At 62.0% G+C, this 21,135-nt stretch carries 18 protein-coding genes; 11 read left to right on the top strand and 7 right to left on the bottom strand.

Annotation, left to right across the window (positions count from 1 at the left end; all coding sequences use genetic code 11):
* Positions 1–93 precede the first annotated feature (93 nt).
* On the top strand, positions 94–456 hold the full coding sequence (locus tag Q8S60_RS03910) for a hypothetical protein (protein WP_305277612.1): 363 nt from the start codon (positions 94–96) through the stop codon (positions 454–456).
* 63 nt (positions 457–519) lie between these two features.
* On the opposite strand, the gene Q8S60_RS03905 is transcribed toward Q8S60_RS03910, so the two are convergent.
* Both Q8S60_RS03905 and Q8S60_RS03900 read right to left on the bottom strand, forming a co-directional pair.
* Positions 520–1,014 carry an acyloxyacyl hydrolase gene (locus tag Q8S60_RS03905; protein ID WP_305277611.1) on the bottom strand — a complete coding sequence of 165 codons (495 nt, stop codon included), beginning with the start codon at positions 1,012–1,014 and terminating at the stop codon, positions 520–522.
* A gap of 258 nt (positions 1,015–1,272) precedes the next feature.
* A complete protein-coding gene (locus Q8S60_RS03900) occupies positions 1,273–2,826 on the bottom strand; it encodes an acetyl-CoA acetyltransferase (RefSeq protein WP_305277610.1) in 1,554 nt (517 codons plus the stop codon).
* Between the two features lie 563 nt (positions 2,827–3,389).
* Between Q8S60_RS03900 and Q8S60_RS03895 the strand changes: the two genes are divergently transcribed.
* Positions 3,390–3,875 carry a DUF4410 domain-containing protein gene (locus Q8S60_RS03895; RefSeq protein ID WP_305277609.1) on the top strand — a complete coding sequence of 162 codons (486 nt, stop codon included), beginning with the start codon at positions 3,390–3,392 and terminating at the stop codon, positions 3,873–3,875.
* A 17-nt stretch (positions 3,876–3,892) separates the two neighbouring features.
* Here the strand turns inward: Q8S60_RS03895 and Q8S60_RS03890 are convergent, their stop codons facing one another.
* Positions 3,893–4,564 (bottom strand): alpha/beta hydrolase, encoded by a 672-nt coding sequence (locus Q8S60_RS03890; RefSeq protein WP_305277608.1) that lies wholly within the window; start codon positions 4,562–4,564, stop codon positions 3,893–3,895.
* The gene (locus tag Q8S60_RS03885) at positions 4,561–5,742 is read right to left on the bottom strand and encodes an aminotransferase (RefSeq protein ID WP_305277607.1); all 1,182 of its coding nucleotides are present in this window, start codon (positions 5,740–5,742) and stop codon (positions 4,561–4,563) included. Before Q8S60_RS03885 ends, Q8S60_RS03890 begins: the two co-directional genes overlap by 4 nt.
* A 325-nt stretch (positions 5,743–6,067) precedes the next feature.
* On the opposite strand from Q8S60_RS03885, the gene Q8S60_RS03880 reads away from it, so the two are divergent.
* The 3 genes from Q8S60_RS03880 (at position 6,068) to Q8S60_RS03870 (ending at position 9,128) form a co-directional block, all read left to right on the top strand.
* Entirely contained in the window at positions 6,068–6,406 is a 339-nt protein-coding gene (locus tag Q8S60_RS03880; RefSeq protein ID WP_012112176.1) for a P-II family nitrogen regulator, read from the top strand.
* A 126-nt stretch (positions 6,407–6,532) separates the two neighbouring features.
* Positions 6,533–7,939, top strand: coding sequence for a type I glutamate--ammonia ligase (gene glnA, locus Q8S60_RS03875; RefSeq protein WP_305668381.1), 1,407 nt, complete (start codon positions 6,533–6,535; stop codon positions 7,937–7,939).
* Between the two features lie 637 nt (positions 7,940–8,576).
* Entirely contained in the window at positions 8,577–9,128 is a 552-nt protein-coding gene (locus Q8S60_RS03870; RefSeq protein WP_305668380.1) for an AAA family ATPase, read from the top strand.
* On the opposite strand, the gene Q8S60_RS03865 is transcribed toward Q8S60_RS03870, so the two are convergent.
* Together Q8S60_RS03865 and Q8S60_RS03860 are read right to left on the bottom strand one after the other, a co-directional pair.
* A complete protein-coding gene (locus tag Q8S60_RS03865; RefSeq protein WP_305277604.1) occupies positions 9,123–10,643 on the bottom strand; it encodes a DASS family sodium-coupled anion symporter in 1,521 nt (506 codons plus the stop codon). The two genes, Q8S60_RS03870 and Q8S60_RS03865, sit on opposite strands and share 6 nt — an antisense overlap.
* A gap of 17 nt (positions 10,644–10,660) precedes the next feature.
* Positions 10,661–11,965: an NADH:flavin oxidoreductase/NADH oxidase family protein gene (locus Q8S60_RS03860; protein ID WP_305277603.1), complete on the bottom strand. Its 1,305-nt coding sequence runs from the start codon at positions 11,963–11,965 to the stop codon at positions 10,661–10,663.
* A gap of 132 nt (positions 11,966–12,097) precedes the next feature.
* Between Q8S60_RS03860 and gntA the strand changes: the two genes are divergently transcribed.
* The 4 genes from gntA (at position 12,098) to Q8S60_RS03840 (ending at position 17,262) form a co-directional block, all read left to right on the top strand.
* Positions 12,098–12,757, top strand: a complete 660-nt coding sequence (gene gntA, locus Q8S60_RS03855; RefSeq protein WP_305277602.1) for a guanitoxin biosynthesis heme-dependent pre-guanitoxin N-hydroxylase GntA — start codon at positions 12,098–12,100, stop codon at positions 12,755–12,757.
* Positions 12,754–13,353 carry an urea carboxylase-associated family protein gene (locus tag Q8S60_RS03850; protein ID WP_305277601.1) on the top strand — a complete coding sequence of 200 codons (600 nt, stop codon included), beginning with the start codon at positions 12,754–12,756 and terminating at the stop codon, positions 13,351–13,353. Before gntA ends, Q8S60_RS03850 begins: the two co-directional genes overlap by 4 nt.
* A 101-nt stretch (positions 13,354–13,454) precedes the next feature.
* On the top strand, positions 13,455–15,494 hold the full coding sequence (gene parE, locus Q8S60_RS03845; protein WP_305277600.1) for a DNA topoisomerase IV subunit B: 2,040 nt from the start codon (positions 13,455–13,457) through the stop codon (positions 15,492–15,494).
* Between the two features lie 268 nt (positions 15,495–15,762).
* Entirely contained in the window at positions 15,763–17,262 is a 1,500-nt protein-coding gene (locus tag Q8S60_RS03840) for a DEAD/DEAH box helicase (RefSeq protein WP_305277599.1), read from the top strand.
* A 70-nt stretch (positions 17,263–17,332) separates the two neighbouring features.
* Here Q8S60_RS03840 and Q8S60_RS03835 read toward each other — a convergent pair whose 3' ends face one another.
* Entirely contained in the window at positions 17,333–18,796 is a 1,464-nt protein-coding gene (locus tag Q8S60_RS03835) for a coniferyl aldehyde dehydrogenase (RefSeq protein ID WP_305277598.1), read from the bottom strand.
* A 325-nt stretch (positions 18,797–19,121) separates the two neighbouring features.
* On the opposite strand from Q8S60_RS03835, the gene Q8S60_RS03830 reads away from it, so the two are divergent.
* Positions 19,122–20,177 (top strand): GGDEF domain-containing protein, encoded by a 1,056-nt coding sequence (locus tag Q8S60_RS03830; RefSeq protein WP_305278272.1) that lies wholly within the window; start codon positions 19,122–19,124, stop codon positions 20,175–20,177.
* A gap of 140 nt (positions 20,178–20,317) precedes the next feature.
* Positions 20,318–21,109, top strand: a complete 792-nt coding sequence (locus Q8S60_RS03825) for an enoyl-CoA hydratase-related protein (RefSeq protein WP_305277597.1) — start codon at positions 20,318–20,320, stop codon at positions 21,107–21,109.
* Positions 21,110–21,135 lie beyond the last annotated feature (26 nt).

The raw sequence follows: 21,135 nt of genomic DNA, 5'->3' as shown, positions 1-21,135 counted from the left end.
TTGTCGGCGAGGGGAGACGCGAAAGCAAGGCGGTTGGCCAGGCCGGGGGCAAGGGATTAGCCTTGTTACGGCGATTCACAGGAGGAGGCCTCTATGACCGACAGACAACCGCCCGTCGTGACACCTGCGTCCGGCGAATTCGACGGGCCGAAGCTCGTCTATATTCTCTACTTCATCAGCGTGGCGGTGGGGATTACCGCGGTTGCCGGCGTTATCGTCGCCTATCTGAAGCGGAACGAGGCGAGCGCGCCGGCGGCGTCGCACTACACTTTCCAGATACGCACTTTCTGGATCGGGCTGCTGTTCAGCTTTATCAGCGTCCTAACGATGATCATCGCCATCGGCTGGCTGCTGGGACTGGCGACGGTGGTCTGGTACCTGATCCGCTCGATCAAGGGTTTCATGCTGACGTTGGAAGGCAAAAGCATCGCCGACCCGGAGACATGGCTCTGGTAGCCTCCAAACGAACGCCACTCCCGGCGCCCACCTGAAAGGATGGGCGCCGGGAGCGGCGAAAGCTCAGAAGCTGTAGCCGAGGCGGGCACCGACATTCGTGAGGCCGTCGTTCGGATCGCAAAGCCCGGCATTCGAAATATGCTCGGCGGTCAGCATGACCGACCATGCGGGCGAAACCCGATAGCCGAGCGATATCGATTCGTGGAAGTTCGCGCGGCAGCCATAGCTGTTTTCGCCCGCCGCGGAGGACCCGTCCAGTTCGCCGTTGTGAACGGCGCCGCCGACGCTGAGGTCCACAAAGAAGGCTTCGGTGACGTCGATCGTCCAGCCGAGATCGAGATAGGCGAAGCTTGTGTCGCTGTTGGTGTTGATTGTGGCGCCGAGGCGCGGACGTGGCGCAAATGCCCAGGACAGAAAATCAGGACTGTCGAAGAGAATTTCGCCGTTGATGTCGAGGCCGTCGTCTTCGTGAGCCGGACCGGCAATATCGTGAGCGTAGAAGCCGCCCCTGACTTCATTTATGCCCGCGAATGCCGGCGAAGCAAAAGCAACAGACATGGACACAATGGTTGCGCGGGCGGCAATGCCCGACAGAGATGCGATTTTTTTCACAGGCGGACCCCAATTTTTTCCGCAGGCGGACGACCCGTTCCAGCGTATTCCTCGGTTCACGCTAAGAAACGGAATCCGTCGCGTCAACGGAACAGTTTCAATTCCACGGTTTTGGCAAACGGGCGTGGCAAGGACACCCCACCCCGACAGGTCTATGAGAACACTCCGGGTAGAGGTCCGGTTCCGCCCGGCCCCACCCGAATCTCACTCTGGCGTGAAGATGTTAACACTTTCGTCCGCCGGCGACGCAACGGTACCCGAACGGCCGAGTTGGTCGCGCCCCACCATGTCCGCGAGGGTCGCGGGATCGTTGGGCGTGTGGGCGACGAAGCGGGCATCGGTGTCCGCGAGGCGGCCGAAGACAATGGCGAACTCCGCCCCACCACGGCCATGGACGACCGTATATGTCTCGATCTTCGCCTTGCCGTTCGGCTTTTCCTCAACCCTCGGATGCTTCTCCGCGTCGATCTCCGCCTGGTAGAGGGCGGGCTTTTCACGCTCCCATTTGCCCTCGCGCGGGGTCGTGGAATAGAGGCCGAGACCATGCTTCGTGACGTACCAGCCGTTGGACGTGCAGAGGCCCTTCGAGCCCGGCTTCGCCCGGAGCTTGTCCATCATGGTGGCGATGGAGTGCATGACGTAGTTGTTGCCGGCGCCGCCGAAATAAGGGAGGCCGCCCGTGACGGTGAGCGAACGCGGGTCGTCCTCCGCGATACCGAGTTCCTGGCGGCCGATCTGGACGGCGGAGGGGAAGCAGGAATAGAGGTCGAAATAATCGATCTCGCCGATATTCCAGCCGGACATGGCGAAGGCTTTTTTGCCCATCATTCGGATGGCGGGCGAGGAGTGATAGTTCACACGCTCGGTCGGATACCAGAGATCGTTCGCATCGGCGCAGCCGTGGAGGAAGACCCATTTCGACTGCGGTATGCCGAGCTCACGCGCCTTCCTTACCGACATCATCACCACGGCGGCGGCCTGGTCGACCTGCATGATGGCGTTCATATACTTCGTGTACGGAAAACCGACATAGCGGTTGTCGTCGGTCGGCGTGGCGATTTCCTCGGCGGTGCGGGCGACCGGGAACCAGGCCTGCGGGTGCTTCGCCGCGACTTCCGTGAAGGGGGCCATGAGTTTCCCGATGGCGAGCTGGTGATCCTTCACGCTGCGGCCGGCCGCGCCGCGAATGGCGTTTTCGAACATCGGGTAGATGTTCACGGGGAATTGCAGCTTGTGGCGCTTTTCGACATCCGTCACGCCGGCCTTTTCGACGCCGATGTCGATGCGCTCGCCACCCGGATCGTCGTTCCAGGGAAGCATCTTGCCCTGCCCCAGCGCGCGCATCATGGTGCCGAAGCATTCGGAGCCCGCAACAAGGGCCACTTCGGTTTCGCCATTGGCGATCAGTTCGGCGGTGTGGTTCACCAGCATTTGCGGCGTGTTGCCGCCGGTGGGGCCGTAGCAGTTTTTCGACGGGTTCGCGCCCAGCATGGTGGAAAGCGTTTTCGGCGCATTCGGATAGCGGCCGAAGGGGAGCTTGCCCGAGTCCGGGCTGTCGGTGATGAAGCGAACGACGGTGACATTGTCGACGACCGACCAGAGCTTGTCGCCAAGCCCCGCGTCCGAGGCGGCGGCGCGGGCGGCATCTTCCATCAGATGCATCGGCGACTTCGCCTTCTCGACATCCTTTTCCTTCTGGACGAGCTGGCCGCAGCCCACCAGGACCGGCATGCGGTCGTCGAGCTTGATGTCGGACATGAAAGAACTCCCTGAAACGTTTTTAGTTCGTAATGCTAACCATTGGCGCAGAGAATAACCGTTGGCGGCGGCCTGTCCAGCGAGTGCGCGGGGAGCGCCCTGCCGCTGCGTCAGGCAGATGCGCCGAGAGCCCCGTCGAGCATGGCTCGCGGAGTTGAAATGAGAGGGAGCGCAGAGTGACTTCGACCGCAACAATTTTATTTTTGTGAGCGCCCGAAGACACCCCGCGCACGACGTCTTAGCCCGACGCCCTCGCCACCCACAGCCTCCGGTCCGTCCGAAGACAGCCTTCCGCCGAGCGGGTCGTAGTGTCCGCACCTCAACCTGCATCCGAGCCCCGGGACGCCGAGGTGCGTTACCTCCCCGACGGCGCAGGCGCCGCCCGGTTCTCGCACCACGGACGCTCCGGAGCGCCCCTCTCGTGAAAACCGGTATGGAACAAGATGGGGCGCGGGAAGACAGGGGGATAAGTTTTTTCACACGCTGCTTCCTTCCTTTCCTCGCATTGCGGACCCGACAATCCCCCGCTAGCCTCCAGCCTCAATCCTTTGGGGGGGCTGAAGATGAAGAAGCTCGTTCTACTCGCCGCGGTCGTCATTCTGCTTGCCGGCTGTTCGACGAAGATCAACACGACACAGGAAATAGCGCCGTCGGTCCGAAGCAATCTTGTGCTGAGCGACGTTTCCGCAGCATACGGGCCGGGGGTAACCGGGCCGGAGGAAGTTGCGTCGCGTCTGGCACAGGAAGTCCGAAAGGCGGCCCCGGCCACGAGCGGTGGCGGAACGCCGGTGAAGCTCCGGATCACAATCACCAATTACGACCTCGTCAACGCGGGAGCCCGGGCGCTGGCCGGTGCTTTTGCCGGCGACAACAAGCTCAGCGTCGACGTCGAGGTTCTCAACGCCGCGAGCGAAGAAGTCGTGGGCCGCTATGAAGTGCGCCGGGAATCCAACCCCGGCGGCTACGGCATATTCTACAGCCAGGCCGGCGCGTTGATCACCGAAACCGCCAAGGGCGTTGTCGCTGGACTCTACGGAACCTCGCCCTAGCGACGATCATCGTCCGGTCAGCGAGGGTCGGCAAGCCCGTGCCGCTCGCGAAAGGCGAAGGCGGACAGGAGAAAGCGTGCGCCGTAGATGAGGGCGTCGGCATTGACCTCATGGCCGAGGTTCGGGAGCGGCACGCCCTGACAGACGATGCCCGCTTCGGCCAGCGCTTTTACCGAGGCCATCATGCCATAGACCGGCGCGAGCGCATCCTGCTCGCCGTGCACGAGCATGACGGGCGGCTTCGATGTGATTTCGTTTTTCAGCTTGTCGGCACCGACGAGGCCGCCGGAGTAACCGAGCACGGCGGCGGGGGCAACGGCGCGGCGGAGGCCGAGATGCAGAGTCATCACTGTCCCCTGGCTGAAGCCGACAAGCGCGAGGCGGTCCGGCCCGAGATTTTCGCGCGCAAGTTCGGCATCGATGAAGGCGTGGAGAGCGGGCGCGACTTCCACCGCGTCGTCATAGAGGCGCGGATCGGTGCCGGGGCGTTTGCCGATCCATTGGAAGCCGCCGTCTTTCGCAGGCGTCGGCCCATCCGGCGCGACGAAGGCGACGTTCGGCATGGAGCCTTGCCAGAAATCAGCAAAGCTCATCAGCGCCACACCCGCGGAACCGTAGCCGTGCAGGAAGACGACCAGCCATTCGGCCTTGCCGGAGGCGGCGGGACGACGGAGGGCGGCGAGCGTCACAACGCGCCCCTTCCTTTCGCATATGAAAGAAGCCGCGAACTTGCTTCCGTCAGGATCGCGTCCTGCTTGCAGAAGCAGAAGCGGGCGAGATGGCGGGGGGCGTGGGGCGCGTTCGGTGCGTAGAACGACGAGAGCGGGATTGCGGCGACCTTCGCCCTCACCGTGATCTCACGGCAGAACTCCTCGTCGGTGCCGTTGAAACCGAGGGGACGGAAATCGGCGCTGATGAAATAGGTGCCGTCGGCGGGGAGAACGTCGAAGCCCGCCTCCTTCAGACCTTTGGCCAACAGGTCGCGCTTCGCCTCGAGCGACGAGGCGAGGCTTGCGAAATAGGCATCGTCCTTGCCGAGGCCATAAGCCACGGCGGATTGCAGCGCGGGGGGCGTGGTGAAGGTAACGAACTGGTGGGTCTTGCCGACCGTCTCCATCAGATGGACCGGGCCTGTGACGTAGCCGATCTTCCAGCCGGTGAGGGAGAAGGTCTTGCCGGCGGAACCGACGCGGAGCGTGCGCTCGCGCATGCCGGGCAAGGTCATCAGGGGAATGTGCTCGTGGCCGGAGAAGACGAGATGCTCATAGACCTCGTCGCACAGCGCATAGGCATCGTGACGGATGACGAGCGCGGCAATGGCTTCGAGTTCGGCGCGAGTGAAGACCTTGCCGATGGGGTTCATGGGCGTGTTGACGAGGATGAGCTTGGTCTTGTCCGAGAAGGCGGCCGCAAGCTCTTCCAGCGGCAGCGACCAGTGCGGGGGCTGCAGGGCCACCGTGACGACCTTTGCGCCTGCCGCCTCGATAATCGGCTTGTAGCTGTCATAGGCGGGTTCGATGAGGATGGCTTCGTCACCCGGATTGAGCAGGGCCATCAGGCAGTCGGTGAGCGCCTCGGTGGCGCCGGAGGTGACCATGACCTCCGTCTGCCAGTCGACATCGAGACCGTAGAAGCGCTTGTTGGCGGCGGCGACGGCCTGGCGGAGCGCCGGGAGCCCCATCATCGGCGGGTACTGGTTCGGCCCGTCCATGATCGCCTTGGCGGCGGCGGCGCGGACGTCGTCCGGCCCCTCGTCGTCGGGGAAGCCCTGGCCCAGATTGATCGCGCCGTGCTCCGTCGCGAGTGCCGACATGACCGTGAAGATGGTCGTGCCCAGCCCTGAAAACACGCTGTTCGCCGCCCGCATGCGCGCCGCCCCCGCCTTTTCCAAACAAATCGTCGCAGGCGTTGTCGCGGGCATGGCGCTCGCTGTCAATCTCGGCTCAAATGCTCGCGTCTCCGCCATTTTTCGGCTGGCGGCGAGATATCGTTAAGGGACAGCCTGTTTTTTGAACAAAGTGATGATATTTTGTGCATTCATGCTGCCCAAAATGGGGGCATCCTGCGCCGTGCAGGATTCCAACCATCTGATTCAAAAGGCTTTTCCGACTGTGCCCGGGTTGGCACGAGCCGTGCTATTCCCTCCACATATGGATGCGGGCGGCGAGCCCCATGACTAAGGAAGTGAGCGAATGAAAAAGATCGAGGCGATCATCAAGCCGTTCAAGCTCGACGAAGTGAAAGAGGCGCTGCAGGAAGTGGGGCTGCAAGGCATCACCGTTACCGAGGCAAAAGGTTTCGGCCGCCAGAAGGGGCACACCGAGCTCTATCGCGGCGCCGAATATGTCGTCGATTTTCTGCCCAAGGTGAAGATCGAGGTCGTGCTCAACGACGAGATGGTCGCGAAGGCCGTGGAAGCGATCCAGCAGGCGGCGCGCACCGGGCGCATCGGCGACGGCAAGATCTTCATCTCCAATATCGAAGAGTCGATCCGCATCCGTACCGGCGAAACGGGCGTGGAGGCAATCTAAGGGGGCTTAGCTGGCGATCATCAGATAAGGCCCGGGACGCGGCGGCCCCTATGGCTGCGCGAAACGTATACGGCGGGTAGATACCCGATACTTCAATCGACCCGAAAACAGGGAAAAGAGGAACTTATGGCTGACAAATCCATTCAGCAAATCATCAAGGAAAAGGACGTCAAGTACGTCGACCTGCGCTTTACCGATCCGCGCGGCAAGATGCAGCACGTGACGTTCGACATCGGCTTCTGCGACGACGATTTCTTCGCGGAGGGCACGATGTTCGACGGCTCGTCGATCGCGGGCTGGAAGGCGATCAACGAGTCGGACATGGTTCTCCTTCCCGATCCGAACACCGCGACGATCGACCCGTTCTATGCGCAGACGACGCTCGCCGTTTTCTGCGACATTCTCGAGCCGTCCACCGGCGAACTCTATTCCCGCGATCCGCGCGGCACGGCCAAACTCGCCGAGGCGTATCTGAAGTCGACCGGCATCGGCGACACGATCGTGTTCGGCCCGGAAGCCGAATTCTTCATCTTCGACGACGTGAAGTTCTCGACCTCGCCCTACAAGACGGGCTTCGAGGTCGACTCCATCGAGCTTCCGACCAACACCGACACGCATTACGAAACGGGCAATCTCGGCCATCGTCCGCGCACCAAGGGCGGCTATTTTCCGGCCAACCCGATCGACTCGTGCCAGGACCTCCGCGGCGAAATGCTGACGGTCATGGAAGAGATGGGCGTGAAGATCGAGAAGCATCACCACGAAGTCGCCGCCGCTCAGCACGAACTCGGAACGAAGTTCCAGACGCTGACCACGGCCGCGGACCACATGCAGATCTACAAGTATGTGATCCACAACGTGGCGCAGGCGTTCGGCAAGTCGGCGACGTTCATGCCGAAGCCCGTGTTCGGCGACAACGGTTCGGGCATGCATTGCCACCAGTCGATCTGGAAGGACGGCAAGCCGGTCTTCGCCGGCAACAAGTATGCCGACCTCAGCCAGGAATGCCTGTGGTACATCGGCGGCATCCTGAAGCATGCGAAGGCGCTCAACGCCTTCACGAACCCCTCGACCAACAGCTACAAGCGCCTCGTGCCGGGCTATGAAGCCCCGGTGTTGCTTGCCTATTCGGCGCGCAACCGCTCGGCCTCCTGCCGCATTCCGCACGGCACGTCGCCGAAGTCGAAGCGCATCGAAATCCGCTTCCCCGATCCGACGGCGAACCCCTATCTCGCTTTCGCGGCGATGCTGATGGCTGGCCTCGACGGTATCGAGAACAAGATCGATCCGGGCGGTCCGATGGACAAGGACCTCTATCACCTTCCGCCGGAAGAGCTGAAGGAGATCCCGACGGTTTGCGGCTCGCTCCGCGAAGCTCTGATCGCCGTCGACGCCGACCGCAAGTTCCTGACGAAGGGCAACGTCTTCACGGACGACCAGATCGACGCCTATCTGGAACTGAAGTGGGAAGAGTGCATGCGTTACGAAATGACGCCGCACCCGGTCGAATACGACATGTACTATTCGGTCTAATACCGCTCGGCCCAACGGGCCGACTTGAGACGGACAAGGCCGGGGCGAAAGCTCCGGCCTTTTTCGTTGGAAGAGAAACCATTCAATCCGTATAGAGACTATTCCGAAGATCGGTCAACAAAGCTGACTCATGTCCATTACGGGAAATGCCTATTCTATTTGACCTCTTCGTTCGTAAAGGCGTAGCATTTCCTTGTCTAACGAAGGAGGAGGTTTAGAAGATGGCTCCACCGACGCAATTCGACTTTCGGTGAAATGAAAGCGACCAAGACACATAGCCAAGACCTGACGCTGTTCTGATGCGTGGCCGGTCAGCAAATCTTATAGGCCAAGGGAAAAGCGCGAAGAAACACTGACGTCAGCTCATGCTAATTGAGCGCGCAGGCAAAAAGGTAATGGAGAAAGGCCCGGCTCATCAGCTCGGGCGAGTGCAAGCAGCACATCCAATAGCAACCCCGCGAGGAACGCCTGACAGGAAACCGGGGCTTCCGTTGAGCGGGGTTGCGCCATAGGGCTCATCCCTTTTCCCGCATTCTCCCCCTCCACTTTCCACTCCCTCTCTTTTTCACCGTCATGTGGCGGCGCGAGCGTTTTGTCTGCGCGTATCGCCGGCATTGTTCAAGCACGGGAGTCCGCGTTGAAGGCTGTTCACGCCAATTTTTTCGTCCTCACCGGAGGGCCGGGGGCCGGCAAGACGAGCCTGATCGAAGCGCTCACCCGGCGCGGCTACCCTCATGTCGAGGAGGCCGGGCGCAGGATCATCCGCGAGCAGAGGCAGTCCGGCGGCAACGCGACGCATGACGGCGACAGGATCGCCTATCGCGAGTTGATGTTCGACCATGCTATCGAGAGCTACAGGAGGATGACGACAGAAACGAGGATCGTCTTCTTCGACCGAGGGCTGCCGGACCTCTCCGGTTACAGCCAGCTGATCGGCGCGAGCGTGCCGGCCCATATCGAGCGCGCGATTGCGCTCCACAGGTACAACAGCCTGGTGTTCGTCGCGCCTCCGTGGGAGGACATCTATACGGCCGATACCGAGCGCCGGCAGGGTTTTGCCGAGGCCATCGCCACGCATGATGCGATCCGCGCCGCCTATGTGCAGGCAGGCTATGAACCCGTCGAACTGCCGAAAGCGAGTATCGAGAGCCGCATGGACTTCGTGCTTTCCCGTGCGAAGCCCCTATGAGGCATCAACCGGGTTGCGGGCCCAGTCAGGCAATACCCCCGGTTCGATGCCGAAGACGATGGGCCCGAGCACATAGACCATTCCGACGATCAGAAACACGAAGGCGACGTTGAGCCACCAGCCCGCCTGCGCCATTTGTGGCAACGTGATGCGGCCGCTTCCGAACACGATGGCGTTGGGCGGCGTGCCCACGGGCATCATGAACGAACAGTTGGCGGCCATTGCAGCCGGAACGAGAAGCAGCAGCGGATTTTCGCCGATGGTTATGGCGACCGCGGCGATGACGGGCAGGAACGTCGCCGCCGTCGCCGTGTTGCTGGTGAGTTCGGTGAGCATCAGGATCAGCATGCAGACAAGTGCGACGAGCAGCAGCGTGGGCATGCCGCCCGCGCCGTCGAAGAGAGAGCCGAGCCAGGCAGCAACGCCATGCGCCTCGATGCCTGACGCGAGGCTGAGGCCGCCGCCAAAAAGCAGGAAGACATCCCAGGGTGCGCGTTTGGCCGTCTGCCAGTCCATGAGGAAGATGCCCTTACGCGCATCGACCGGCACGAGGAAGAGCGCGAAGCCGCCCATGAGTGCGATGCCGGTGTCGGAAACGAAGGGCAGCACTTTGGCAATCAACGGCTGCGTGATCCAGCCAAGAGCCGTGCATGCAAAGATGACGGCAACGGCAATTTCCTGGCGCGTGATGCGGCCAAGCTTGCCGCGCTCGGCGGCAATGACGCCGGCGGCACCCTCGATCTCAATGGACGAGAGACGGAAGATGACGCGCGTCATCAGGAACCATGCCAACGGCACACCGACGATGACGACGGGAACGCCGACCAGCATCCATTCGCCGAAACCGATCTGGAAACCGTAAGTCTGGCTGAGGAAGGCCGCGAGCAGCGCATTCGGCGGCGTGCCGATCAGGGTGCCGAGACCACCGATCGTGGCGCTGTAGGCGACAGCAAGAAGAAGAACGAGGGAGAACTTCGCCGCCGCGTCCTTCGCCTTCCCGTCGGTCGCTTGCGCCTCGAGCAGCGCGATGACCGAGAGCGCGATTGGCAGCATCATCAGCGTCGTCGCGGTGTTGCTGACCCACATGCTCAGAAAGGCGGCAGCAACCATGAAGCCGGCGACGATGTGCGTCGGCTTCGTTCCCATGACGCCGATCAGGCCGAGCGCTATCCGGCGGTGAAGGTTCCAGCGTTCCATCGCCAGCGCGAGGAGAAAGCCGCCGAAGAAAAGATAAATGATGGGATGGGCGTAGGGCGCGGCGGCGGCGCGAATGTCGACGATGCCGATGAGCGGAAAGAGGATCATCGGCAGGAGCGAGGTCGCCGGAATGGGAATGGGCTCCGCGATCCACCAGACCGCCATCAGGGCGGCAACTCCCGCTGTGTGCCAGCCAAGCTGGCTCAGACCCTCCGGCGCGGGCACGATAAAGGTAAGCAAAAGCATCAGCGGGCCGAGCAGCCATCCAACGATCTGCCGGCGGCCGAAACCGACCTTGTGGCCTTCCACGCTCTCCATCGGTTCAGTCCGCCCCTCTAGCGCTGAAGCGCGGCGGCGGTCTTCGCCTCGTTCTTCGCGTAGTTTCTGAAGGCGGAGAAGACGCCCATCTTTGGGTCTGGGTCCTTGCCCTCACCCATGCGCAGAAGCTGCAGGCAGAACCAGCCTTGCTGCCCCCAGCCATTCATCGCCTTGACGAGATTGAAACGGCTGTGGGGACCGAGAATGCCGGGCCCGATGCGAAGCGTCTTCTCATACATCGCCGTCTGCCGCACCGTGCCCGCCAGGAGTTTCGCGGGGACGGCGGGATCGACGCAGAGAGGACGCGCGAGACCGATCATGTCGACGGTACAGGACTGGAGCGCCGCGTTCATGCCCGCAAGTGTCCGAAAACCACCAGTGACCATCAGCGGCATGGTTACGGCGGCACGGATGTCTTTCGCATATTCGAGGAAGTAAGCTTCGCGCGCGATAGTGCTTTCCTTGCGCGTCTCGGATTTTTCCGGGTGGAGCGTCATGTCGTCGAGACCGACGAGGCGGGGCTGTTCATAGGTGCCGCCGGATATCTCGAGAAGATCGAGACCTTCTGCGTTGAGCCATGTGGCGACGGTGATTGCGTCTTCATGGCTGAAACCGCCGCGCTGAAAGTCGGCGGAATTGAGCTTCACGGAGATGGGGAAATCGGCTCCGACGGCGCGGCGGATCGCACGCACAACCTCCAGCAGAAGCCGTGCGCGATTTTCCAGACTGCCGCCCCATTCATCGGTGCGGACATTCACATCCGGCGAAAGGAATTCGGAAATCAGGTAGCCATGCGCGCCATGCACCTGAACGCCGGTGAAGCCGGTGTCGCGGGCGACGGTCGCGGCGAAGGCGAAGCGGCGGATCACGTCCTCGATCTCGGCGCCCGTCATCGCGCGCGGCGTTCCGAACTGTCCGCCCGGCATCGCGAGCGGCGTTGCGGAGGGGGCAAGCGGTTCCTTGTTGACGGAAGCGGGCGTCTGGCGTCCCGCATGCGAAATCTGCATCCAGAGATGCGTGTCGTTCGCCGTTCCCGCTTTCGCGTAACTGCGAAGCGCCACGATGGCCTCATTCGATTGAGGGCCGTCGATGGCGACATTGCCGGGCCGCTCCATGCAGCGCCGGTCGACCTGCACGTTGCCGGTGAGAAGCATCCCCGCACCGCCTTCCGCCCAGCGGCGGTAGAGGCGGACATGCCCCTCGGTCGCGCGGTTCAGCGAATCGCCCAGCCCCTCGGTCATTGCTCCCTTGGCGATGCGGTTCTTCAGCGTAGCGCCACAAGGCAGCGTCAGCGGCGAGGAAATATCGACATTTTCGGACATGGGGTTCCCATAAGGCAGTGCGGTTTTTGCGACTTTGACACAAGCCGCCTTCCGCGCCAACGGAACCCTTCGAGGAGGCGTCCGTTATATGGCCACGAGAGAAATCCCGGTTCAGCAATATGCGGTGATGCCATGACGCAGGGCGATGAAAGCCTGTGCGAGGAGTTTCGCGACTTTATCAGACAGACCGATTTCCCGTGCGTGGGCGCGAAATCGACGTTGTCGCGCGATCAGTTGACGCTGGTCACGGCGGCGGACATCCGGTGCGCCGGCGGCGACCGGAAAATTCTCAATGCCGTTCACGGGTTCCTGCGCGACCATGAAGCGGAGCCCAAAATGTTCACGAGCTTTGCCGCGCTCTTTCAGGGACCGCGCGATCTCGACGAAGCGACATTCGAGGCACATCTCTGGGCACGGCTGAATGCGCTGCACCGACTCGATGCCGAAACATTCGCGTGGAGCAGCGAGGTGAGCGCCGATCCGGAATCTCCCAATTTCGGCTTCAGCCTGGGTGGGCATGCGTTCTTCATCGTCGGCCTTCACCCCGGTTCGAGCCGAACGGCGCGGCGACTCCCCCACCCGGCCATCGTGTTCAACCTGCACGAACAATTTCAGGATTTGAGGGCAAGAGGACAATATGGGCGGATCAAGGAAACCATCATTGACCGCGATGTGAAACTGGATGGGACACCGAACCCGATGATCGCCGAGCACGGCACCGTCAGCGAGGCGCGACAATATAGCGGGCGGGCGGTCGATGACGACTGGCGCTGCCCCTTCGTTCGCGCATGACCGGAAAGATCAAGCGCATTCCGCCACGCTCGGGCGTGGCATTCGTGCTGCCAAAAGGGGCGCGTCTCAAGATAACAGATCCGGAGGGGGAACAGGTCGCCGACCTGGTCGCGTTCAACCGGGACGATACGGACGAAGTGCTGTCGAACGGGCGGACGCTCGATTACCTGAGCAGGATTTATCTCACGGCCGGCGACCCCGTCTATTCCAACCGCAGCCGCATCATGTTCGAAATCGTGGAGGACAAGGTGGGCCGTCACGACTTCCTGCTGACGCCCTGCTCCGCCGACACGTTCCGCATCATCTACGGCCATGAGCATCCTCATCGCGGCTGCTTCGGCAATCTCGCCGAAGCACTCGCTCCCTACGGGATCGGCCCGGACCGGATACCGACGGCCTTCAATGTCTTCATGAATGTGCCGATCGACGCCGAGACCGGCGTGCTGAGGGTCGAGCCGCCGTTGAGCCGCGCGGGCGACTATCTTGTGATCGAGGCGAAAATGGACCTTATCATCGGCCTCACGGCCTGTTCGGCGGAACAGTCGAACAATTATGCCTTCAAGCCGATCGACTACGAGATCGTGGAAGCCGATTAAGCTGGCCTCACGCCGGCCGGAATGGCAAAAGTCGCAAGATTGGCGCAGCCTTCACCGCGCCTTACAATCGCGATTGATTCTCCACATAAAGTTTCGAGTTCATGGCCGCCCGCAAGACGAGCAAATCCGACGATACAGCCGATCTCTTTGCCGCCGCCCCCAAAGCGGCGAAACCCGCGAGAGCCGCGAAAGCGGCGCCACGGGACGATGGCACCTATTCCGCCAAGGATATCGAGGTTCTGGAGGGACTGGAGCCCGTGCGGCGGCGGCCGGGCATGTATATCGGCGGCACCGACGAGAAGGCGCTGCATCACCTCTTCGCGGAAGTGCTCGACAACTCCATGGACGAGGCCGTTGCCGGCCATGCCAACTGGATCGACGTGAGCGTCTCGGAAGACGGAAGCCTCACCGTCGCCGACAATGGCCGCGGTATCCCCGTGGACCCGCATCCGAAGTTCAAGAACAAGTCGGCGCTGGAAGTCATTCTCACGACGCTCCATTCCGGCGGCAAGTTCGGCGGCAAGGCCTATGAGACATCGGGCGGCCTGCACGGCGTGGGTGTCTCGGTGGTGAACGCGCTGTCAGACCGTTTCGAGGTCGAGGTCGCGCGCGACCAGACCCTTTACACGCAGAGCTACGTGCGCGGCACGCCGACATCGAAGCTCACGGACAAGGGTCGCGTGCAGAACCGGCGAGGCACGCGTATTACGTTCCATCCGGATCCCGATATCTTCGGTAAAGGCGCACATTTTATTCCGAAGCGCCTCTACAAGATGGCGCGCTCGAAGGCCTATCTTTTTGGCGGTGTCGAAATCCGGTGGAACTGTGCGCCGGAACTCATCGGCGAGAAGGACGACACGCCAGCGAACGACGTACTGCATTTTCCGGGCGGTCTCGTCGACTACCTCAAGGCATCGATCAACGGCTACGACACGGTGACGGCGGAGCCCTTTACCGGAAAGGTCTCGCGGGCGGGAAGCCACGGCTCAGTGGAATGGGCGATCGCGTGGTTCGGCGGCGGCGACGGGTTTCTCAACTCCTATTGCAACACCGTGCCGACGGCGGAAGGCGGCACACATGAGGCGGGGCTGCGCGCGGCGCTAACCAAGGGGCTGAAGGCCTATGCCGACATGGTGGGCAACAAGAAGGCGGGGCAGATACAGGCCGAGGACGTTCTCGGCACGGCTGGCGCGATGCTTTCCGTGTTCATTCGCGAGCCGGAATTCCAGGGACAGACAAAGGAGAAGCTGGCGAGCGCGGAAGCGCAGCGTCTCGTCGAGCGCGCCATCGGCGACCATTTCGACCATTGGCTGACGGCGGCGCCTCAACAGGCAAACAAGCTGCTCGACTGGGTGATCGACCGCGCCGACGACAGGCTTCGGCGGCGGCAGGAGAAGGATGTGGCGCGCAAGAGCGCGACGCGGAAACTGCGCCTGCCCGGCAAGCTCGCCGATTGCAGCCAGTCGGCGGCGGACGGCTCGGAAATCTTTCTCGTCGAAGGCGACAGTGCCGGCGGCTCCGCGAAGCAGGCACGCGACCGCGCGAGCCAGGCCATATTGCCTCTGCGCGGCAAGATACTGAATGTCGCAAGCGCCAGCGGCGCGAAACTGGCACAGAGCCAGCAGATTTCCGATCTCATCCAGGCGCTCGGCGTCCGCACCGGATCGCATTACCGGCAGGCCGATCTCCGCTACGACAAGGTCATCATCATGACCGACGCCGACGTGGACGGCGCGCATATCGCGTCGCTCCTCATTACGTTCTTCTATCGGGAGCTTCCGGAACTCATCCGGCAGGGGCATCTCTATATGGCGGTGCCCCCCCTCTACAAGCTGACGCAAGGCGGGAAGACGCTTTACGCACGCGACGACGCCCACAAGGACGAATTGCTCAAAAAGGAATTCGCGACGCGAGGCAAGGTTGAGATCAGCCGCTTCAAGGGGCTCGGCGAAATGATGCCGGCGCAACTCAAGGAGACGACAATGGCACGGGGAAAACGGACGCTGATGCGGGTCGTCGTGCCGGAGGCGGATGCGAAGGAGACGAGCAGCGCCATCGAACGGCTGATGGGGAACAAACCGGAGCTGCGGTTCCAGTTCATCCAGGAGCGGGCGGCATTCGCCCACGATCTCGATATCTGACAAGCAAGCGCGGCATCCACGTCACAATTGCAGATATTCTCGCATCTACCGGCGTCGAATAAGCCGCCCGACCGGCGGTTGACTGCCGGTCAGGTTGACAATTTGTCGATAATCCCTATGTTCCGCGCATACTTGCGGGTCTGCGCGACCGCTTAACAACGCGCTACGAGCTGCTCACCCTCCCCGATCCGTTCGCGGAGGTTCCGTCCACGGGCCCTGAAAGTGGGCCACCACGGGCAGCACATCAACGGTGTATAGGGCTTCCTGAATGACATTTGACGAACTCGGCCTCGCGCCAGAGGTACTGAAAGCTGTAGCTGAAACCGGTTATACAGTGCCGACGCCTATCCAGGCTCAGGCCATTCCCCATGTTCTGGCCGGGCGCGACGTGCTCGGCATCGCCCAGACGGGCACAGGCAAGACTGCCTCCTTCACGCTGCCGATGATCGACAAGCTGTCGCGAGGCCGTGCCAAGGCACGCATGCCGCGCTCGCTGATCCTCGAGCCGACCCGCGAACTGGCCGCACAGGTCGCCGAGAATTTCGAGACCTACGGCAAATACAACAAGCTTTCGATGGCTTTGCTCATCGGCGGCGTTTCGTTCGGCGACCAGGAAAAGAAACTCGATCGCGGCGTCGACGTGCTGATCGCAACGCCCGGCCGCCTCCTCGACCATTGTGGCCGAGGCAAGGTGCTGCTGACGGGCGTGCAAATTTTTGTGATCGACGAAGCCGACCGCATGCTCGACATGGGCTTCATTCCCGATATCGAGGAAATCTGCAAGAAGCTGCCCTTTACGCGGCAGACGCTGTTCTTCTCGGCGACAATGCCGCCCGAAATCCAGCGGCTGACCGATACCTTCCTGCATAATCCGGAGCGGATCGAAGTGGCGCGCCCGTCTTCCACCGGCGCGACGATCACGCAGGTTCTCGTCAAGACGACGCGGGACGGCAAGCGCGACGTTCTGCAGCGGATGATCGAAGAAGACAACGTCAAGAACGCGATCATCTTCTGCAACCGCAAGCGCGACGTTTCGGTGCTGGAGCGGGCGCTATCGAAGAGCGGGTTGTCGGCGGGCGCCATCCATGGCGACCTCGACCAGTCGACGCGCACCAAGACGCTGGACGGCTTCCGCAAGGGTACGATCCGGCTTCTGGTGGCGAGCGACGTCGCCGCGCGCGGGCTCGACATTCCCGATGTCAGCCATGTGTTCAACTACGACGTGCCGAGCCATGCGGAAGACTACGTGCACCGCATCGGCCGCACCGGCCGCGCGGGCAAGAGCGGTACGGCCGTGACACTCGCGACACGCGAGGACGGCAAGTACCTCGCCGCTATCGAAAAGCTGATCGGCAACCCGATCCCCGCGGCGAAAGAGGAAGCCCTCGCCGTACCGCAGGAAGCAGCTCCCGAAGCGAGCGCCGAGACGTGCGACGAGGAGCCGAAGGAAGAGAAGCGGAGTCGTGGACGCCGAGGCGGACGCGGCCGCAAGGACAAGACCGAAGCGGCCGAGACACCGAAGGCAGAGGCAGCCGATAGCGATGCCGCTGCCGAACGCAGCGAAGAACACACGCAGCCCGAGCCGGTCAAAGCCGAAGAACGCCCCGCGCGGCGGGAACGCGGCGGACGGGGACGCGAGCGGGACGACGACCGACCGGTTGTCGGGCTTGGCGATCACGTGCCGGCATTCATTTTGCGCGCCGTGAAGCTGCCCAAGAAAACCAAGGATATCGACGAGGAACTGGAAGCCGAGGCGGAAGACGCCTGATCCAACACCATCGTCTCTCAATAAAAAGGCGGCTCACTGAGCCGCCTTTTTGCTGTTGCCGTTGCGTGATCTACTTCTTGATCTGCGATGCGAGCATCTTGCGGGTCTTGGCGCCGTAGGGCGGACGGAACATCTCCGCAACCATTTTCGCCTTCGACTGCGTGTAGATCGCCTTCGCGTGGCTGAAAGTCCTGAAGCCATCGAGACCGTGATAGGCACCCATGCCGGAGGGACCGACGCCGCCGAATGGCAGGTCCTCCATCGAGACATGCATGATGACATCGTTTACGGTCACGCCGCCCGACGTCGTCCGGTCAAGAACGGTGCGTTCTTCCTTCTCGTCGGCACCGAAATAATAGAGGCCGAGCGGACGCGCATGGGCGTTGACGTAGCCGAGTACATCGCCGATTTCCCTGTAGGTCTTCACCGGCAAGAGCGGACCGAAAATCTCGTCCTGCATGATCTTCATGTCGTCCGTGGGGTTCAGGACGAGCGTCGGCGGGATTTTGTGGGCCTGCTGCTGACTGAAATCCTCATTGGCCGGATTGATCTCGACGATCCGCGCGCCCTTGCTCCTCGCGTCCTCGACGAGGCCGTTAAGGCGGTCATAGTGGCGCTGGTTGATGATCGAAGTGTAGTCGGGATTGTCCTTCATGGTCGGCAACATCTTTGTGACCGACTTCGTTGCCTCCGAGACGAACTCCTCGACCTTGCCTTCCGGGATGAAGACGTAGTCCGGTGCGAGGCAAATCTGACCGGCATTGAGCGTCTTGCCGTTCATGATGCGGGCCGCAGCATCGTCCATCTTCGCCGACTTCGAGACGATTACGGGGGACTTGCCGCCCAGCTCCAGCGTGAGCGGCACCAGATTTTCCGCCGCCGCGCGCATGACATGATAGGCAATCGAGGTGGCGCCGGTGAAAAGGAGGTGGTCGAAAGGCTGCCGGCTGAACGCCTCGCCGACAGCAGGGCCGCCCGTGACGACGGCAACCTCTGTTTCGTCGTAGGCTTCGCGCAGCATGCGCGCCATGAGCTCGGAGGTGGCCGGCGTGAATTCCGACGGTTTGATCATGGCGCGATTGCCGGCCGCGAAAACACCGGCGAGCGGCGTCCAGGTCAAGTTCACCGGGAAGTTCCAGGGGCTGATGATCCCGACCGTGCCGAGCGGCTGATATTCGACCCGCGCCTTCGCGCCGAGCAAGCCGAGCGGAAACTGTACCTTCCGCTTCTCGGGCTTCATCCACTGGCGCAAGTGCTTCTTCGCATGCTTCAGCGGCCCGATGGAGCCCATCACATCGGTCAGCAGCGTCTGTTCATGACTACGGTGGCCGAAATCGGAGGCGAGCGCCTCCACGATTTCCTTCTGGTTGTCCACGACGAGCGCGATTGCACGATCGATCCAGTCGATGCGGCGCTCAGCGCTTGCCGGGCCTTCATTGATATGAGCCGCCTTCTGTTTGTCGAGGATCGCGCGGATGGAGGCCGAAATAGTCGCCGAATCCGTTTCGTGGGTCGTTTGCTCCGCCAAGCTCATTTGGTTCCTCCTGATACGTAACGGCATTGAGACCGCCGTTACTGATTGCCTATCTCAACCGGCCTCTCGAACCGCCCCGCTCCGGGTCCCGGCAACGGGCCGTGAAAATTCGCAGATTTCGCCAGAATATACACAAAACAGCCGTTTGAGAGCCCCCCGAGCAACGCATTCGATCACACTGCGCCGCGAAAACCGGACGCAGCGGCAATGGCCCGAAAATGGCTATTTTCCGCGATAATTTACGGTGGAGTAACCCAATTATCCTAGCGTCCGAGTGTCGATCAACCGTTGGCCCGTCGGGGCCGAGGAGAGGATTGCTTTCGTGATGCAGGCCGAAGACATCGAGTTCGCAACCGAATGGAGCGGCCAGGCGCTTCGTCTGATGGCAGATCACGGTATTCCCCCGTGCCCTGAAAACTATTCCATCTGGTTCCGCTATGTCTCCGGCAAGCTGCCGGAGCTGAACAAGGAGATCGACAGCTGCATCGAGAATGGGCATGCGGTCGACGTCGAGGTGACTGCGGCGCTGCAGGAGCGCTTCTTCTCCGAAGGCAAGCTTACCGACATGACGCTGAGCACCGGCGTCAAACTCAATACGGAAGTAAATCAGATCCTGAAAATCATCGAGGAGACGGTTGGCAACTCCACCGCCCTCGGCACCACGGTTCGCGAAGCCAGCGAAGGCTTGACCAACCAGTCGACACCGAACGACGTACGCCGTGCCGTCGAAGCCATCGTGACAGCATCGCGCAAGATGGAGGACCGGAGCGCCGAGCTTGAAGAGCATCTGCAAGCCACAAAAAAAGAACTCGACGAGCTGCAGCAGAATCTCGAGAAGGCGCATACCGAGGCACGCACCGACGGGCTCACCGGAGTCAACAACCGGAAGGCATTCGACGAGGCGATGGCGCGCGCGATTTCTGCCGCAGCGACCAGCGACGCCCCGCTCTGCCTCGCCATCGGCGATATCGATCACTTCAAGAAATTCAACGACACGTTCGGCCACCGCACAGGCGACCAGGTTCTGCGGCTCGTTGCGAACTGCCTGAAAACCGGCGCATTGGAACAGCATTTCGTGGCGCGCTATGGCGGCGAGGAATTCGCGGTCATCATGCCGGCAACCGACATCGCAACGGCCGAAGCTGTCGCCAACAAAGTACGTCAGACGGTGCAGGCGCGCGAGCTTGTGAAGCGCTCGACCGGCGAGTCTCTCGGCCGGGTCACGATGTCGATGGGGATCGCGCTTCTTCGACCGGGGGACAATGCCGCCTCCCTGATAGAACGCGCCGACGGTTGCCTCTACGAAGCCAAGCATGCCGGTCGAAACCGCGTGGTGACCGAGGATTGCATGGCGGAGATTCCGCAAGCTCAGGCGAGCTGACCCTCCCCGGAGACCTTCTCTTTCTCCTTTGACGCAACGGAACGCTCGGTCGACCGGCACCGCGCCCACGCGGCCTTTCGCGCCGGGCAGCTCATGAGTATGCTCGCCCGAAACAACAGCGGTTACGGGACGAAGCGCCTATGGAAACTCTCACTCTCGAAACGAAGGACGGCATCGCCCTTCTCACATTGAACCGGCCGGAAGTTCTGAACAGCATCAACATGGCATTCATCGCGGATATGCGCGAGGCTGTCGCGAAAGTTGCGCAGGATTCCGCGTCGCGGGTGCTACTCATCACCGGCGCCGGGCGTGGCTTCTGCGCGGGGGCCGATCTTGCCGCACAGGGACAACGTGAAAACGGGATGTCTATCGGCGAGGGCGTGGCCCATGGCATGACGACCGGCTTCAATCCGATGATGCGGGAGCTCTATGCACTGCCGAAGCCGATTGTCTCTGCCGTCAACGGCGTCGCGGCCGGCGGTGGTGTCGGGCTAGCGCTTGCCGCCGATATCGCGATCGCCGCGAAGAGCGCTTCGTTCGTGCAGGTCTTCGGGCCAAGACTGGGGCTCATTCCCGACCTCGGCTGCACGTGGCACCTGCCGAGGCTCGTCGGCCGGGCGCGCGCGCTCGGTCTGGCGATGACCGGCGAGAAGCTGCCGGCCGAAACGGCAGCCGAGTGGGGTCTCATCTGGAAATGCGTGGCCGACGATGCGCTGATGGACGAGGCGATGGCCGTTGCGACGAAACTCGCGAAAGGGCCGACGACTGCTTTTGCTCAAATTCGCAAAGCGATCGACGCCGCAGGCAACAATGGCTTTTCCGAACAGCTCGACTATGAACGCGACGTGCAGGGCGTGCTCGGCGACCATCCGAATTTCGCAGAAGGCGTGAAAGCCTTCCTGACGAAGCGCGAGCCCGAGTTCAAAGCCTGAACAAAATCCCGATAGATGAACTGGAG

The organism is Parvibaculum sp., from assembly GCF_030694575.1.
GTDB lineage: Bacteria > Pseudomonadota > Alphaproteobacteria > Parvibaculales > Parvibaculaceae > Parvibaculum.
This window is presented reverse-complemented; position numbering and strand designations above follow the sequence as displayed.

What these genes read in the sequence shown, in the direction of transcription:
- parE (WP_305277600.1), top strand. Translation starts at nt 13,455, where the DNA reads ATGGCCGCCCGCAAGACGAGCAAATCCGACGATACAGCCGATCTCTTT.
- Q8S60_RS03885 (WP_305277607.1), bottom strand. Translation starts at nt 5,742, where the DNA reads ATGCGGGCGGCGAACAGCGTGTTTTCAGGGCTGGGCACGACCATCTTC.
- Q8S60_RS03900 (WP_305277610.1), bottom strand. Translation starts at nt 2,826, where the DNA reads ATGTCCGACATCAAGCTCGACGACCGCATGCCGGTCCTGGTGGGCTGC.
- Q8S60_RS03860 (WP_305277603.1), bottom strand. Translation starts at nt 11,965, where the DNA reads ATGTCCGAAAATGTCGATATTTCCTCGCCGCTGACGCTGCCTTGTGGC.
- Q8S60_RS03865 (WP_305277604.1), bottom strand. Translation starts at nt 10,643, where the DNA reads ATGGAGAGCGTGGAAGGCCACAAGGTCGGTTTCGGCCGCCGGCAGATC.
- gntA (WP_305277602.1), top strand. Translation starts at nt 12,098, where the DNA reads ATGACGCAGGGCGATGAAAGCCTGTGCGAGGAGTTTCGCGACTTTATC.
- Q8S60_RS03830 (WP_305278272.1), top strand. Translation starts at nt 19,122, where the DNA reads ATGCAGGCCGAAGACATCGAGTTCGCAACCGAATGGAGCGGCCAGGCG.
- Q8S60_RS03910 (WP_305277612.1), top strand. Translation starts at nt 94, where the DNA reads ATGACCGACAGACAACCGCCCGTCGTGACACCTGCGTCCGGCGAATTC.
- Q8S60_RS03835 (WP_305277598.1), bottom strand. Translation starts at nt 18,796, where the DNA reads ATGAGCTTGGCGGAGCAAACGACCCACGAAACGGATTCGGCGACTATT.
- Q8S60_RS03825 (WP_305277597.1), top strand. Translation starts at nt 20,318, where the DNA reads ATGGAAACTCTCACTCTCGAAACGAAGGACGGCATCGCCCTTCTCACA.
- Q8S60_RS03895 (WP_305277609.1), top strand. Translation starts at nt 3,390, where the DNA reads ATGAAGAAGCTCGTTCTACTCGCCGCGGTCGTCATTCTGCTTGCCGGC.
- Q8S60_RS03880 (WP_012112176.1), top strand. Translation starts at nt 6,068, where the DNA reads ATGAAAAAGATCGAGGCGATCATCAAGCCGTTCAAGCTCGACGAAGTG.
- Q8S60_RS03905 (WP_305277611.1), bottom strand. Translation starts at nt 1,014, where the DNA reads ATGTCTGTTGCTTTTGCTTCGCCGGCATTCGCGGGCATAAATGAAGTC.
- Q8S60_RS03840 (WP_305277599.1), top strand. Translation starts at nt 15,763, where the DNA reads ATGACATTTGACGAACTCGGCCTCGCGCCAGAGGTACTGAAAGCTGTA.
- glnA (WP_305668381.1), top strand. Translation starts at nt 6,533, where the DNA reads ATGGCTGACAAATCCATTCAGCAAATCATCAAGGAAAAGGACGTCAAG.
- Q8S60_RS03850 (WP_305277601.1), top strand. Translation starts at nt 12,754, where the DNA reads ATGACCGGAAAGATCAAGCGCATTCCGCCACGCTCGGGCGTGGCATTC.